General features: G+C 48.6%; 17 protein-coding genes. 16 read left to right on the top strand and 1 reads right to left on the bottom strand.

Translation table 11 applies throughout. From position 1 onward, the window contains the following. Positions 1 to 4 precede the first annotated feature (4 nt). Positions 5 to 262 (top strand): helix-turn-helix domain-containing protein, encoded by a 258-nt coding sequence (locus tag A1sIA56_RS04555; protein ID WP_095673758.1) that lies wholly within the window; start codon positions 5 to 7, stop codon positions 260 to 262. Here the strand turns inward: A1sIA56_RS04555 and A1sIA56_RS04550 are convergent. Continuing rightward, a complete protein-coding gene (locus A1sIA56_RS04550) occupies positions 259 to 492 on the bottom strand; it encodes a hypothetical protein (RefSeq protein WP_095673757.1) in 234 nt (77 codons plus the stop codon). The genes A1sIA56_RS04555 and A1sIA56_RS04550 overlap by 4 nt on opposite strands. Before the next feature lie 82 nt (positions 493 to 574). Between A1sIA56_RS04550 and A1sIA56_RS04545 the strand changes: the two genes are divergently transcribed. The 15 genes from A1sIA56_RS04545 (at position 575) to A1sIA56_RS04475 (ending at position 15,068) form a co-directional block, all read left to right on the top strand. Then, on the top strand, positions 575 to 1,486 hold the full coding sequence (locus A1sIA56_RS04545) for a tyrosine recombinase XerC (protein ID WP_095673756.1): 912 nt from the start codon (positions 575 to 577) through the stop codon (positions 1,484 to 1,486). A gap of 244 nt (positions 1,487 to 1,730) precedes the next feature. Beyond that, positions 1,731 to 2,534: a 30S ribosomal protein S2 gene (rpsB, locus tag A1sIA56_RS04540; protein ID WP_095673755.1), complete on the top strand. Its 804-nt coding sequence runs from the start codon at positions 1,731 to 1,733 to the stop codon at positions 2,532 to 2,534. A gap of 12 nt (positions 2,535 to 2,546) precedes the next feature. Then, complete coding sequence (gene tsf, locus A1sIA56_RS04535; protein WP_095673754.1) at positions 2,547 to 3,374, top strand: translation elongation factor Ts; 828 nt, start codon at positions 2,547 to 2,549, stop codon at positions 3,372 to 3,374. 63 nt (positions 3,375 to 3,437) lie between these two features. Beyond that, a complete protein-coding gene (gene pyrH / locus A1sIA56_RS04530) occupies positions 3,438 to 4,160 on the top strand; it encodes a UMP kinase (RefSeq protein ID WP_095673753.1) in 723 nt (240 codons plus the stop codon). A 28-nt stretch (positions 4,161 to 4,188) separates the two neighbouring features. Beyond that, on the top strand, positions 4,189 to 4,752 hold the full coding sequence (gene frr / locus A1sIA56_RS04525) for a ribosome recycling factor (protein WP_095673752.1): 564 nt from the start codon (positions 4,189 to 4,191) through the stop codon (positions 4,750 to 4,752). Between the two features lie 24 nt (positions 4,753 to 4,776). Next, a complete protein-coding gene (locus A1sIA56_RS04520) occupies positions 4,777 to 5,637 on the top strand; it encodes a phosphatidate cytidylyltransferase (protein WP_095673751.1) in 861 nt (286 codons plus the stop codon). Next, complete coding sequence (rlmN, locus tag A1sIA56_RS04515; protein WP_095673750.1) at positions 5,634 to 6,761, top strand: dual-specificity RNA methyltransferase RlmN; 1,128 nt, start codon at positions 5,634 to 5,636, stop codon at positions 6,759 to 6,761. The genes A1sIA56_RS04520 and rlmN overlap by 4 nt, the downstream gene beginning before the upstream one ends. Before the next feature lie 14 nt (positions 6,762 to 6,775). Then, positions 6,776 to 7,255, top strand: coding sequence for a DinB family protein (locus A1sIA56_RS04510; RefSeq protein WP_223298409.1), 480 nt, complete (start codon positions 6,776 to 6,778; stop codon positions 7,253 to 7,255). A 3-nt stretch (positions 7,256 to 7,258) separates the two neighbouring features. After that, positions 7,259 to 8,686, top strand: a complete 1,428-nt coding sequence (locus tag A1sIA56_RS04505) for a gamma-aminobutyraldehyde dehydrogenase (protein ID WP_095673748.1) — start codon at positions 7,259 to 7,261, stop codon at positions 8,684 to 8,686. A 129-nt stretch (positions 8,687 to 8,815) separates the two neighbouring features. Further along, positions 8,816 to 9,985, top strand: coding sequence for an ABC transporter substrate-binding protein (locus tag A1sIA56_RS04500; protein ID WP_095673747.1), 1,170 nt, complete (start codon positions 8,816 to 8,818; stop codon positions 9,983 to 9,985). After that, the gene (locus A1sIA56_RS04495; protein WP_095673746.1) at positions 9,986 to 11,137 is read left to right on the top strand and encodes an ABC transporter ATP-binding protein; all 1,152 of its coding nucleotides are present in this window, start codon (positions 9,986 to 9,988) and stop codon (positions 11,135 to 11,137) included. It begins immediately after the preceding gene. Between the two features lie 10 nt (positions 11,138 to 11,147). After that, complete coding sequence (locus tag A1sIA56_RS04490) at positions 11,148 to 11,996, top strand: ABC transporter permease (RefSeq protein ID WP_095673745.1); 849 nt, start codon at positions 11,148 to 11,150, stop codon at positions 11,994 to 11,996. After that, a complete protein-coding gene (locus A1sIA56_RS04485) occupies positions 11,993 to 12,787 on the top strand; it encodes an ABC transporter permease (protein WP_095673744.1) in 795 nt (264 codons plus the stop codon). Before A1sIA56_RS04490 ends, A1sIA56_RS04485 begins: the two co-directional genes overlap by 4 nt. Beyond that, entirely contained in the window at positions 12,784 to 13,929 is a 1,146-nt protein-coding gene (gene dxr / locus A1sIA56_RS04480) for a 1-deoxy-D-xylulose-5-phosphate reductoisomerase (RefSeq protein WP_095673743.1), read from the top strand. Before A1sIA56_RS04485 ends, dxr begins: the two co-directional genes overlap by 4 nt. After that, positions 13,929 to 15,068 carry a M50 family metallopeptidase gene (locus A1sIA56_RS04475; protein WP_095673742.1) on the top strand — a complete coding sequence of 380 codons (1,140 nt, stop codon included), beginning with the start codon at positions 13,929 to 13,931 and terminating at the stop codon, positions 15,066 to 15,068. Before dxr ends, A1sIA56_RS04475 begins: the two co-directional genes overlap by 1 nt. The last annotated feature ends 18 nt before the right edge of the window (positions 15,069 to 15,086 follow it).

The following is a 15,086-nucleotide window of genomic DNA, read 5'->3' as shown; positions in this document are numbered from 1 at the left end:
CTAAATGACAGCGAGACTTGCAGGTAAAAGATTCTCGCAAGCTGAATCTTCGCAGTGGCTGTCAGAGAGATTGCTTAAACTCAATATTTCATCGTACGAAGAATTTGCTGCACTCGTGGATATTGATCGCGGAACTCTTTCTCGTTACTTTCGTCAAGAGCGCAGACCTTCAATTGATGTGATCGCACCACTGTGCGAAGTTTTAGAAGTATCGCCTGAGACTCTTCTGATTGCGCTTGGCGCGATTGATAGAAAGAGCTAGCGAGCGTCGATATAGAAGTCTGTGGTGCCCGCAATCGGAGTAAATGTCCGCTTGCTCTCATCATCAGCCCACAGTGAAAATGCTGCATCTCTTTCGCCGGGTAAGAATTGATCCCCAATAAATTCTTCAATATTCTCGAATGAGAGATCTGTATTGATATTAAGAATAACCATGCCCGCTTCACGAGTCAGTGAAGGAATCACTGTGGATTCAGAGACTCGAATGCGCATATCTTTACCGTATCGTCTCTGATGCGTATCCGCATCACACTTGCGCAGGTGTTTTCGCAGCCTGTGGATATATTCTTTATTCATGTCTGACTTCGAGGGGATACGCCAGGGATATACCCGCTACCTCGAGAAAGAACGCAATCTTTCAACCCATACAGTGCGTGCCTATCTGGGAGATCTTGAAAGTTTTCTCAGCCACCTCGAGATGCAGAAAGTTAATCAAATCTCAGAACTCACCATTGCGCATATTCGCTCTTGGTTAGCTAATCAGCAGGTAAAAGGGGGAGCGCGCACAACGCTTTCGCGTAGGGCTGTCTCTATACGCCTCTTTACTAAGTGGGCGACGAAGAATGGTTACCTCACCAAAGATGTGGGGGCAACCCTTGCTACACCCAAAGGTCATAGAACTCTGCCCGAAGTGCTGACTATTTCTGATGCTTCTATAGCGATGGATTCACTTGCCACTCGCGTCGCTGAGGAAGAAACTCCACTATCAAAGCGCGACTGTGCAATTCTCGAAGTTCTCTATGCGTCAGGTGCTCGCGTCTCTGAACTGTGTGGCCTTGACCTCGATGATGTCGATTACAACCGCAACACAATTCGCGTATTGGGTAAAGGAAATAAAGAGCGCACAATTCCTTTAGGTGCACCTGCAATCAAGGCACTCAACGACTGGCTGAAGAATGGTCGACCATCTGTTGCCACCAATAAATCTGCCCGCGCCGTTTTTCTTGGTTCACGTGGTGGGCGCATTGATCAGCGCACTGTTCGAACAATTGTGTATGAAGCGCTCTCTGCTTTAGAAGGAGTTGAACGAATGGGGCCACATGCACTACGACATTCGGCGGCAACACATTTACTTGAAGGGGGAGCTGACCTTCGAACCGTCCAAGAAATCTTGGGCCACGCATCCCTTGCAACAACCCAGATCTACACCCACGTTTCGACCGAAAGATTGCAAAAGGCTTTCAAACAGGCTCATCCAAGGGCCTAATCTTGAGGAAGCGGGTGGATTTTGCACCCCATTCAGGCAGGTAAGATTTGCCTCGCACCGATCGAAAGATTGGTGACATCTCAGCACCTATGTATGACTCGCTAGCGATGATTACAAGCCACTTCGGTCCGCTCTTCATTGAACGGTCGGCGTTGTAGGTGCGACGGTCTAGGTAAATTGCTTAGACATTAACCGAGCAGGTTTATTGCGCTCTGCGCAAAAACCTAAGAAGGAGCGTGCCGTCATGGCAGTAGTAACAATGCGCGAACTCCTCGACAGCGGAGTCCACTTCGGACACCAGACTCGTCGTTGGAATCCAAAGATGAAGCGTTTTATTTTCACAGAACGCAATGGCATTTACATCATCGACATCCAGCAGTCACTTGCACTTATCGATTCTGCATACGCATTCGTTAAGGAGACAGTTGCTAAGGGTGGCCACGTCCTATTCGTAGGAACAAAGAAGCAGGCTCACAAGCCAATCATCGATCAAGCAGCTCGCGTTGGAATGCCAACAGTTACAGAGCGCTGGTTGGGTGGAATGCTTACAAACTTCCCAACTGTCTATAAGCGTATTCAGCGCCTCAAGGAGCTCGAAGCTCTCGAGACAGCTAACGACCTTTTGCTTACAAAGAAGGAACTTCTTGTTCTTCGCCGTGAGCGCGAAAAGCTTTTCAAGAACCTCGACGGTATCCGTCACATGACCAAGTTGCCTTCAGCAATCTGGGTTGTCGATACCAAGAAGGAGCACCTCGCAGTACAGGAAGCTAAAAAGCTTGGCATTCCAGTTATCGCTATCCTCGATACAAACTGCGATCCAGACGAAGTTGATTTCAAGATTCCTGGTAACGACGATGCAATCCGTTCAATCGAATTGCTAACACGCGTCATCACAGATGCAATTGCAGAAGGCCTTAAGGCACGTTCTGCAGCAGCTCCAGCACCTGTAGCAACTGCAGAAGCAGTGTCCGAACAATTAGCAAACGAGATGTTGTCCGCGGTTCCAGCTGAAGCTGTGACTACTGGCGATGTGTCTGAAGCGAAGTAGGAAGAGGTAAAAATGGCTAACTATTCAGCAGATGATGTAAAGCGTCTTCGCGAAGCAACTGCAGCAGGAATGCTCGATTGCAAGAAGGCACTTGATGAAGCAGAAGGTGATTACGACAAGGCTGTCGAAATCATTCGCGTAAAGGGACTTAAGGGCGTTACAAAGCGCGAAGGTCGCCTTACTTCAAATGGTTTGGTTGTTGCAAAGGTTCAGGGCGAAGTTGGTGTCATGCTCGAACTCAACTGCGAGACAGACTTCGTTGCAAAGGGCGAGCGTTTTATCGCACTTGGCGATGAACTCGTAGAGCACCTCGTTTCATCTAAGTCAGCAGATGTTGCTGCATTCCTTTCATCAACAATGGCTAACGGCAAGACCGTTCAGGCTGTAATCGATGAAGGAAACGCAACATTGGGCGAGAAGATTGAAATTCGTAACGTTGCAGTTATCGAAGGTCCAGTCGGTCTCTACCTTCACAAGACAAGCCCAGATTTGCCTCCTCAGGTTGGCGTCTTGGTTTCACTTGCTAAGGAAGCAGCTGAAGTCGGTCGTGATGTTGCACAGCACATCGCAGCATTCGCACCACGTTTCGTTAACCGCGAAGATGTTCCAGCAGACCTCATCGAGACAGAGCGTCGTCTTGCAGAAGAGACAGCTATTGCCGAAGGTAAGCCAGAAGCATCTCTTTCAAAGATCATCGAAGGTCGCGTCACCGGTTTTGTGAAGGAAGTTTCACTAATCGAGCAGGCTTTCGCTAAGGATGCAAAGAAGACTGTTAAGCAGATTCTCGATGAGGCAGGAACCGCTGTTAAGGCATTCCATCGCTTCCGCGTGGGTCAATAAGCTTTTCTATAGAGGGTAATAGACTCAAGAAAAGTAAGAATTCGTAGAGCGAGAGGAGCACCAATGCCAGGTACAAGAGGAACGTATCAGCGGGTGCTCCTTAAGCTTTCCGGAGAAGTTTTCGGTGGCAATAAAGGCATCGGTGTTGATCCCGATGTTTTAGCAGATGTAGCAAAACAGATCGCCGATGTTGTTCGCGCCGGCACTCAAGTAGCAATCGTTGTTGGCGGCGGCAACTTCTTCCGCGGCGCCGAACTCTCAGAGCGCGGCATGGAACGTTCACGCGCTGACTACATGGGAATGCTCGGAACAGTGATGAACTGTTTAGCTCTCCAAGATTTTCTTGAAAAAGAAGGCGTCGATACTCGCGTCCAAACTGCAATCACCATGGGCCAAGTTGCCGAGCCATATGTCCCACGCCGTGCCATCCGCCACCTCGAAAAGGGTCGAGTAGTTATTTTTGGTGCAGGCGCAGGAATGCCATTCTTCACAACAGATACCGTTGCAGCTCAGAGAGCACTCGAAATCGGAGCAGGCGCATTGTTACTCGCAAAGTCCGGTGTCGATGGTGTCTACAACGCAGATCCGCGCAAGGATCCAAACGCAACTAAGTTCGACACAATTTCTTATAACGAAGTTCTTCAGAAGTCACTCGCCGTTGCAGATGCAGCAGCCTTTAGCCTCTGCCGCGAGAACCACCTACCTATCGTGGTCTTCGACTTGATGACCAACGGAAATATCGGCCGCGCAGTTCGCGGTGAAAAGATTGGAACTCTCGTTTCTTAAACGAGAGCTACTAGAGGAGTAAAAGACCATGGCAGATGTAACAAGCACACTCGCAGATGCGACCGACAAGATGAATAAGGCTGTCGAAGTTGCTAAAGATGATTTCGGTGCCATCCGCACAGGTCGTGCTCACCCAGCGATGTTTAACAAGATCATGGTCGATTACTACGGCTCATGGACCGCGCTTTCACAGCTTGCATCAATTCAGGTTCCTGAATCTCGCATGGCAATTGTTTCTCCTTTCGACAAGGGCGCAATGACATCCATCGAAAAGGCAATACGCGAATCAGATTTGGGCGTAAACCCAGCAACTGATGGCGCAGTTATACGCGTTAATTTCCCACAGCTCACAGAAGAGCGCCGTAAGGATTACATCAAGGTTGCAAAGACCAAGGCAGAAGATTCCAAGATCTCAATGCGCAATATCCGTCGTACCGCTAAGGAATTGATGGAGAAGCTCGAGAAAGATGGCGAGATCGGAAAAGATGATCTCAGTCGCGGTGAAAAAGAACTCGAGAAAATCACCGCAGATCACGTTGCAAAGATTGATGAACTCTTAAAGCACAAGGAGGCCGAACTTCTCGAGGTCTAAAGACTTCTTTAAGTTCCACCCACTGTGTCAGACCTACATTCGATCAACGAGGCGATTAATAAGCGCGCAGGTCGCAAGCTTCTGCCTTCAATTGGCGTCAGTCTCTTTCTGATTTCGTTGGTCTGGTTCTCGTTGGCAAGCTACAGAGTTATCTTTGCTGGCCTTGTAACAATTGCTGTCATTCTAGGAATCCGCGAACTCCATCACGCGCTGACAACAACAAAGATCGATATCCCGCAGTGGTCCTTAACCACAGCAGCTGTGGCACTTTCTGCTGCTGCATGGTTCGGGGGAGTCTCTGGGCTTTCTGTTGCAACAGCAATCGCTTTCCCTTGTTTACTTGTCCTTCTTCTTCCTCGCGGAACCGAAGGTTTCGTTGGAACCGCATCCGCTTCTGCCCTTGCTCTTATCTATCTTCCATTTCTTGCAGGCTTCCTGATTCTTCTTGCCCGTCCATCTAATGGCTTGGCTCGGGTCATGACACTTGTTGTTCTCGTTGGATGCAATGACACGTTTGCGTATTTGACCGGAGTTCTCTTCGGTAAGCACCCGCTTGCTCCAAAGATCAGCCCAAAGAAAACTATCGAAGGCTTAGTCGGCTCACTTGTTTTCACCGTCATCGGTGGATCCCTTGCCTTCCACTTCATCATGGATTCTGATTGGTGGTTGGGTGCGATTGCAGGACTCGTCACTGTCTTTACTGCGACCGCAGGCGATCTCATCGAATCTGCGCTCAAACGCGATATGGCAATTAAAGATATGGGCAACTTACTTCCTGGCCACGGCGGCATCATGGATCGCCTTGATTCAGTTCTCTTCGCAGCTCCAGCCCTGTGGCTCGCTCTCGAAATCGTGCGTCGCGCACAGGATTCAGGTTTGTTATGACAACAGAACGTCCAACCGAACTCAAATTAGTTTTTGATGAACCTGTTCAGCGCAAGAAAGCTCCTAAACACCTTGCTGACTTCGGTCCTGCAGAACGTAAGGCATTTGCGAAAGAACTCGGCTTTCAACCTTTTCGCGCAGCCCAAGTAGCAACTCACTACTTCTCTCATCTTTCAAATAACCCAGATGACTGGACCGATATTCCTGCGGCGGAACGTCAAGCAATCGCTGATGCACTTACTCCAAAGATGATTGAGCTAGTCACCACGCGCACTACTGATGGCGGAATGACACGTAAAGATTTATGGAAGTTACACGATGGAGTTCTCGTTGAATCCGTCCTTATGCGCTACTCAGATCGCACAACAGTTTGTATCTCATCTCAAGCAGGTTGCGGAATGAACTGCCCGTTCTGTGCAACGGGTCAAGCTGGCCTTACTCGCAACCTTTCAGCTGCAGAAATCACCGATCAGATCGTTGCGGCAGCTCGTGCCTGCGCAGAAGGTGAAATGCCTGGCGGACCTACACGACTTTCTAACATCGTCTTTATGGGAATGGGCGAACCGCTTGCTAACTACAACGCGGTTGTTCGAACACTTCATAACATCACCGATCCAAATCCAGATGGTCTTGGTATCTCGGCTCGCTCAGTTGTAGTTTCAACTGTTGGACTCGTCAATGGAATTGAGAAATTGATGGATGAAGGCATTAACTGCACACTCGCCGTTTCACTCCACACTCCAGATGACGAACTCCGCGACAGCCTAGTTCCAATCAATAATCGTTTTAAAGTCCGTGAAGTCTTGGCTGCCGCAGATGCCTATGAAAAGAAGACTGGTCGTCGATATTCAATCGAGTATGCACTTATTCGCGATATTAACGATCAATCCTGGCGCTCAGATTTGCTGGGGCGATTGCTCAAAAATCGCAATGCCCACGTCAACTTGATTCCGCTCAATCCAACTCCCGGATCTAAGTGGACAGCATCACGTCGAGAAGATGAAGCTGAATTCGTTCGAATTCTCGAAGGCTACGGAGTGCCAGTAACTGTGCGCGATACCCGAGGCCGTGAAATCGACGGAGCATGCGGGCAGTTGGCTGCTAGTGAAAAGGAAAAGATTTAACTAGTATCACTTCCATGACATCCGTGGATTTGAAGGAAGCAGCTGCAGCATATGAAGCAGCCTCACAGTATTTTCTTAACTTAGCTCGCGCTGTAACTCCAGATTTATTGGATGTACATGCCGAGAACGAATGGTCTGCGCGTCAATGTATTCATCACATGGCAGATTCTGAGGCGCAGTCATATGCACGCTTACGTCGATTGGTTGCAGAACCTGAAGGTTCTGTCATTCAGGGGTATGACGAGGCCTCTTGGGCAAATGAGCCAAAACTCGCATACGCAGATGGCGATGTTGCGAATTCGATTGCGGTCTACGCGGCAGTCCGTGCAGCGTCTTTGGATTTAGTGAAGCGATTGACTGAAAGCGATCTTGAAAAGTTCGGCATGCATACAGAGGCGGGCAAGTACACAATCGCTCGCTGGCTCGAGACTTATACAAAACACCCATACGATCACGGTGATCAGATGGTTCGCGCTACGAAGGGTCAGGCATAAAAGGTGAAGAAGCTACAGAATTTCATCAACGGTAAATCAGTCGATGGAGCATCAGGTGAAACAACAACCCTGATTAACCCTTCAACGGGCGAAGCTTTTGCCACTGCTCCTAAGTCGAGCGCTGCAGATATTGATAAGGCGATGAAGGCTGCCAGTGATGCGTTTCCAGGATGGCGCGACTCAACTCCTTCCGAACGTCAGCGTGCGCTGTTGAAGATTGCCGATGCCATCGAAGCTCGTGCAGATGAATTCGTTAACTTGGAGTCCGAGAACTGCGGAAAGCCAAAGAGCCTTACTGCATCTGAAGAAATGCCTCCGATGGTTGATCAGATTCGCTTCTTTGCAGGCGCTGCTCGAAACCTTGAAGGTCGCTCAGCTGGTGAATATATGCACGGAATGACTTCATATATCCGCCGCGAACCAATTGGTGTTTGCGCGCAGGTAACACCGTGGAACTATCCAATGATGATGGCTGTATGGAAGTGGGCTCCAGCAATCGCTGCAGGAAACACAGTTGTTCTCAAGCCTTCAGATACAACACCTGTATCAACACTTTTTATGGCACAGATCATGGGCGAATTTCTTCCTGATGGCGTAATCAACGTCATCGCCGGAGAACGTGAAACTGGTGCAGCTCTCGTTGATCATGCAACACCTGCGATGGTTTCAGTAACAGGTTCAGTGCGCGCAGGTATGGAAGTTGCATCTGCTGCATCGAAATCACTCAAGCGCGTACACCTTGAACTCGGTGGCAAGGCACCTGTGGTTGTCTTTAATGATGCTGACCTTCAGGCAGCCGCTGAAGGAATTGCAGTCGCTGGATTCTTCAACTCTGGTCAAGATTGCACAGCAGCTACTCGCGTTCTTGTTCAAGAAGGTGTCTACGAAGAGATGGTGAAGTTACTTGCCGATCAAGCTACCAACCACATCGGAATGGGTATGCCAGATGAAGATGTCATCGTTGGACCAGTCAACAATGCTTCTCAATTTGAGCGAGTTTCAGGATTCATCTCTCGCACCCCATCACATGCGCGCATCGTCTCTGGGGGAGCGCCAACTAATCGCCCTGGCTACTTTGTGGCACCTACTGTGATTGCAGATTTGAAGCAGACAGATGAATTGATTCAATCTGAAATCTTCGGACCAGTTATCACCATCCAGAAGTTCAAGGATGAAGCCGAGGCAGTTGCGATGGCTAACGGGGTCGACTACGGCTTGGCATCTTCAGTCTGGACCAAGGACCATGGCCGCGCGATGCGGATGTCTAAGGCCTTTGACTTCGGCTGCGTCTGGATTAACACCCACATCCCAATCGTCGCCGAGATGCCACACGGTGGATTTAAGCGAAGCGGATACGGCAAGGATCTCTCCAATTACGGCTTTGAGGATTACACCCGTATCAAGCACGTCATGACCAACCTCAACGGGTAACTGACATCAGGGGCTAGACCTAAATCTAAGAAATTAACCTCGATTTAGGTTTGGCTCACGCTCAAAAGGGCTACATAATGAGCCCTGCACAACCGTCCCTTATTCCGGCACATAAAAGGAGCCCTCGTCATGGCTAAGAACCCACTATCTCCAGAAGCACGTTCAATTCTAAATTCACACGTTTCACGTCGTGCAGTTCTTGCAGGCGCAGGCGCAGTTGCAGGCGTTGGTGCGCTCGCATCATGTGGAATCGGAGGAGGCTCTGACTCTTCTAATGCAGTTCGTTGGGGCAACTGGCCTCTATACCTCGATGTTGATGACTCAGGTAAGAAGTACCCAACTCTTGAAGCATTTACAAAAGAGACAGGCATTGATGTTAAGTACTTCGAAGATTACAACGATAACGATGAGTTCTTCGGAAAAGTTCAGGCGCAACTCAAGCTTGGAAAAGATATTGGTTACGACCTAGTCTGCCCAACAGACTGGATGGCTTCCCGGTGGATCCGTCTTGGATACGCACAGAAGTTTGATGCAGCAAATGTTCCTAACGCTGTAAACATTCTCGACACACTTGCTAGCCCATCATTTGATGCAAAGCGCGAAAGCACACTTACATGGCAGGGCATCATGGGTGGATTTGGTTGGAACACTGAAAAGAATCCAAAGGGAATCCGCACACTCGAAGATCTCTTCTCTCCAGCAAATAAGGGAAAGATTGTTGTTCTCTCTGAAATGCGCGACACCGTCGGAATCATTCTTCGCTCACAGGGCGTAAACCTTTCAACTGTTACTGAAGATCAGTTCATGAACGCTGTCGACTTCCTTGCGAAGAAGATCTCTGACGGATGGATCCGCGGAGTTAAGGGCAACGAATACGCAGAAGATCTCACATCAGGAGACGCGACTGCTGTAATCGGCTGGTCAGGCGATATGTTCATCTTGAAGTCTGAAAACGAAGGTAAGTTCGACTTCGCAATCCCAGAATCAGGCGGAACAATCTCAGGCGATAACATGATGATTCCTTCAACAGTTACTGCTGAAGCTAAGGTCAACGCTGAAAAGCTTATTAACTACTACTACGAGCCAGCTGTTGCTGCTGAAGTAGCTGCGTACGTTAACTACGTCTGCCCAGTTAAGGGTGCACAGGCTGAGATGGAGAAAATCGATCCAGATCTAGCATCTAGCGAATTCATCTTCCCAAGTGCGAAGACAATGGCAAACCTCTCTGTCTTCCGCTCACTTACACCAACAGAAGAGACAACTTGGACTGAAGCCTTCCAGAAGGCTGCCGGCAACTAAGTGTCAGAAAAGGCTATCTCTGCACGCGGGGATCTCAAGCTCAGCAATATCACCAAGTCATACGGTGATTTCACAGCAGTAAATGATTTGTCGCTTGTCATTCCTGAAGGTTCATTCTTTGCATTGCTTGGACCTTCAGGATGCGGCAAGACAACAACGCTACGAATGATTGCAGGGCTTGAAGAACCAACTAAAGGCAGCATCTCATTAGGCGCAACTGATATTACGGATACAAAGCCGTATCAGCGTCCAATCAATACTGTCTTTCAGAATTACGCGCTCTTTCCGCACCTGACAATCTTTGAAAATATCGCATTCGGCCTTCGCCGTCGCGGAATAAAAGATGTAGATAGTGCAGTGAGTAAGGCGCTTGATCTTGTAGAGCTTCCTCACCTTGCACAACGCAAACCAACACAACTTTCAGGTGGGCAGCAGCAGCGCATCGCACTTGCTCGCGCAATCGTTAACCGTCCAGCGCTCTTGCTTCTCGATGAGCCACTCGGCGCACTCGATCTCAAGCTTCGTCGTCAGATGCAGATTGAACTCAAGTGGATCCAGAAAGAAGTTGGTCTCACATTCGTTCACGTAACTCACGATCAGGAAGAAGCCATGACTATGGCTGACACCATCGCGGTTATGAACGAGGGCGAGATCGAGCAGATGGGTTCACCTGCTGATCTGTATGACAATCCCGAAACAGCATTCGTTGCTAACTTCTTGGGTCAGTCAAACCTCATTAAGGGAACTGTCACCGGAAACGATGGCGCAAATCAGATTGTTGATCTCTTCGGACAGAAGATTTCATTGCAGAAGAATCGTTCACATGCAGTAGATAACTCAATATATGCAGGCATCCGCCCTGAAAAGTTCCGTATTTCGCGTCTTGAAACAGCGACATCAGGCAACGTTCTTACAGGTGGCAAAGTTGAAGATGTTTCCTACATCGGCGTTTCAACTCAGTACCAAGTAATGATGCCGTGGGGACAAGAGCTCATGGTCTTCGAACAAAATGATGATGGCGTTGCACCATTTAGCGTCGGCGAATCCGTCAACATTTCTTGGGAACCAATCTTTACCTTCGGTCTTCGCGGAGATGAAGATGCTGAAGCAGGTACTGAAGTAAACCCTGATGAGGATCTCGACGAAGAATGACATCGGCCTGATGAAGAAGATAAGCACTCCTTATCTCTTACTTATCCCAGGTATGGGATTTCTCTTCACCTTCTTCCTCCTTCCACTCTTTAACCTGGCACAAACTTCCACGCAGACTCCGGTCGGTGGGGGAGATACAGGGCAGTACGAACAGACTTTTCGTTTCCAGAATTACCTCGATGCCTTTATTGAAAATAAAGAGCAGTTCGGTCGCTCATTTCTCTATGCAACGATTGCAACAGTTCTAGCTCTAGCGATTGCTTACCCACTTGCCTACGCGATTGCATTTAAGGGCGGCAAGCTTAAGAACCTCATGTTGGTTCTAGTCGTTGCACCGTTCTTTACTTCATTCTTGCTCCGCACCATTGCATGGAAGCAGATTCTTGGCGAAGAAGGGTTTGTTGTCCCAACACTGCGAACCTTCGGAATCATCTCGGAAAGCACAACTCTTACTTCTAGCGCCTTCGCAGTTGTTGCGGGTATGACTTACAACTTCCTTCCATTTATGACTCTTCCGCTTTACGCATCTATCGACCGTATTGATCCACGTACCCTTGAAGCATCGGGTGATCTCTACGCCAACGGTTTCACTACTTTCCGCAAAGTAACTCTGCCGCTTTCAATGCCAGGTGTTGTTGCGGGAACTCTTCTTACCTTTATCCCTGCAGCGGGCGATTACGTTAACGCTGCAATCTTGGGTAGCCCGCAGACAAAGATGCTCGGAAACGTCATCGAATCTCGTTACTTCAAGATTGTTGATTACCCAACAGCTGCAGCGCTCTCATTCACGCTTATGGCAGCAATTCTTATCCTTGTTACTGTCTATGTCCGTAAGGCCGGAACCGAGGAGCTCGTATGAAGCAAATCTCTCGCTGGTTCGGCCGCAACCTCATCCGTGTTTATGCAGTGGTTGCATTCACGTACCTCTTCATTCCAGTTGCATACACATTCGCCTTCTCATTTAATGATTCGGGTAAGAGCAACTTAGTCTGGAAGGGTTTCACCCTTTCAAATTGGCAGAACCCATGCGGTGCACCTGAAGTCTGTAGTGCACTTGGAAATTCAATCAAGATCGGCTTCCTTGCAACGCTCTTCTCAACAATTCTCGGCACCATGATTGCTTTTGCACTTGGTCGCCATAAATTTAAGGGACGTTCAACAACTAACATCCTTATCTTCTTGCCGATGGCAACACCTGAAATCGTTCTGGGCGCTTCTCTTCTCTCACTTTTCTTGGTCTTCAAGATTAACCCAGGCTTCTGGCCAACAGTGATTGCACACGTTCTCTTCTGTATCTCATTTGTTGTTGTAACTGTTAAGGCGCGTATTGCCAGCCTTGATCCACGCCTTGAACAAGCAGCGATGGATCTCTATGCCAACGAGCGCGAAACTTTCCGCCGAGTGACTTTGCCTCTCGTTGCTCCTGGAATTGCAGCAGCTGCGCTCTTGGCTTTTAGCTTGTCATTCGATGACTTCATTATTACCAACTTCAACTCAGGCACGATGACAACCTTCCCTAAGTTTGTTTACACATCTGCAGCTCGCGGAATTCCCGCACAGGCCAACGTCATTGGTTCTGCGATGTTCTTCTTAGCTCTTGCCATTGTCATCATCGGACAATTTGTAGGACGCAAGCGCAAAGTTTCATGACGCGCGAACTCGTCATTCTGGGTTCCACAGGTTCCATCGGAGTTCAGGCTCTAGAGATAGTTGAAGCAAATCCATCACTCTTTACTGTTGTCGCTATTACTGCAGCAGGTAGCAACCCAGATCTTCTGATTGAGCAAGCAAAGAAGTTCAAGGTCAAAGTAGTTGGTGTTACCAAGAACGCAGATGTCATTCGACAAGCTCTGCCTGGTGTTGAAGTTATCGATGGCCCTGATGCTTCAACAGAAATTGCTGCTATTTCTTGCGATGTAGTTCTTAATGGAATTACTGGCTCTATCGGATTAGCTCCAACCCTTGCCGCGCTCGATGCCAATAACCGCGTTGCGCTAGCAAATAAGGAATCGCTTGTCGCTGGTGGCGATCTCGTTATTGCTCGCGCAAAGGAAGATCAACTTCTTCCCGTTGACTCTGAACATTCAGCTATTTGGCAGGCACTAATTGGTGAGAAGAAGTCTGAAATCTCGAAGCTGATTCTTACTGCAAGTGGTGGACCATTTAGAGATCGCGCGGATTTATCTGGTGTAACAGTGCAAGAAGCTCTCGCTCATCCAACATGGGTAATGGGGCCAGTGGTCACAATTAACTCTGCAACGCTGATGAATAAAGGTCTTGAAATAATCGAGGCGCACTATCTCTTTGGTATTCCTTACTCACGCATCGAAGCTGTTATTCACCCGCAATCGGTTGTGCATTCAATGGTCGAATTCGTAGATGGTTCAACCATTGCTCAAGGTTCACCTCCCAATATGAAGGGGCCAATCTCTTTGGCGCTCTCATATCCACATCGAGTACCAGGTGCGACGACTCCGATTGATTGGACCACATCACATACTTGGAATTTCTCACCAATTGATGAATCTCGCTTCCCATCTGTGGCACTTGCACGCGAATGCGGAACTACTGGGGGATCGCTGCCCGCAATCTTCAATGCATCGAATGAAGTAGCCGTTCAGGCATTTGTCGATGGACAGATTAAGTTCACAGAGATTGTTAAGACTGTGAGCCTGGTAGTCGAAGCCCTTCGTAGCTCTCACACTGGAAAGATTCGGGATCTAGCTGATGTCAGCGCCATCGAGAATGATGCGCGACGTACTGCTCATGAACTATTGAAGAAGGTCGGTTAATGAAACTTCTCGGAACCCTGGCATTTGTTATCGCACTTCTCTTATCCGTTATGGTCCACGAATTCGGCCATTATCTGACTGCAAAGAGATTCGGAATGAAGGTCACCGAATTCTTCTTGGGCTTCGGTAAGCGCATTTGGTCTTTCACTCGCGGTGAAACTGAATTCGGTATCAAAGCAATTCCCGCTGGTGGCTACTGCCGCATCGAAGGAATGACTCCACGCGATGAGATGCCTGCAGGAGAAGAATCTCGCGCCTTCTACGGGGCATCAACTCTTCAAAAACTTATTGTTCTTGGCGCAGGTTCCTTTGCTCACTTCATCATTGGATTCTTACTGATCTTCTCAATTCTCTTTGGCGTGGGCGTTAACGCACTTCTCTCTGATATCACTCAGGTTTCTCCAAATTCAGCAGCAGCTGCAGCAGGATTTCAACCAGGGGACAAGATCGTTGAAGTAGAAGGCAAGAAAGTCACCGACTGGTATCAAGATGCAAAAGTGATTGCTACATCCGGTGGTCGCGAACTCTCATTTAAGGTCGAACGCGATGGCCAGATTATTTCCCTCAAAGCATCTCCTACATATCTAGAATCTGAAAAGCGTTACTTGCTTGGCGTGGTTACAAAGGTTGGAACCAAGCGCGAAGGTTTCGTCACTTCGGTGAAGGACTCTGTTCGAGCAACGGGGGTACTAACCCGTGAATCCGCGAAGGCGCTTGTCGCTCTTCCTACCAAAGTCCCACAACTGATTCGACAGACTTTTGGTGATGAAGAGCGCGATCCAAATGGATTAGTTGGCGTTGTGGGTGCAGCTCGCGTATCAGGTGAGGCAGTCGGAAGTCAGAAACTCGATAGCACTGAACGTTTTGGAACATTCTTACTTCTAGTTGCAAGCCTCAATATCTTTGTTGGCCTCTTCAACCTCTTGCCTTTGTTACCTCTGGATGGTGGTCATATGGCGGTTGCAATCGCCGATGAAATTCGCGCGCTCTTTGCCCGTCTTCGTGGTCGCCCACGACCAGCTGCAATTGATGTCAATGCGCTCACACCACTAACGATCGGCGTCTTCGCAGTTCTTGCAGTTCTCACTGTAATTCTGCTCATTGCCGACATTTTCAATCCCGTCTCGCTCAATTTGTAGAGATAAGGCAGAATACGG

The sequence above is a fragment of the Candidatus Planktophila sulfonica genome, assembly GCF_002288065.1.
Classification (GTDB): Bacteria; Actinomycetota; Actinomycetes; order Nanopelagicales; family Nanopelagicaceae; genus Planktophila; species Planktophila sulfonica.
The sequence above is the reverse complement of the archived record's forward strand: the minus strand, read 5'-3'. Positions and strand labels throughout refer to the sequence as shown.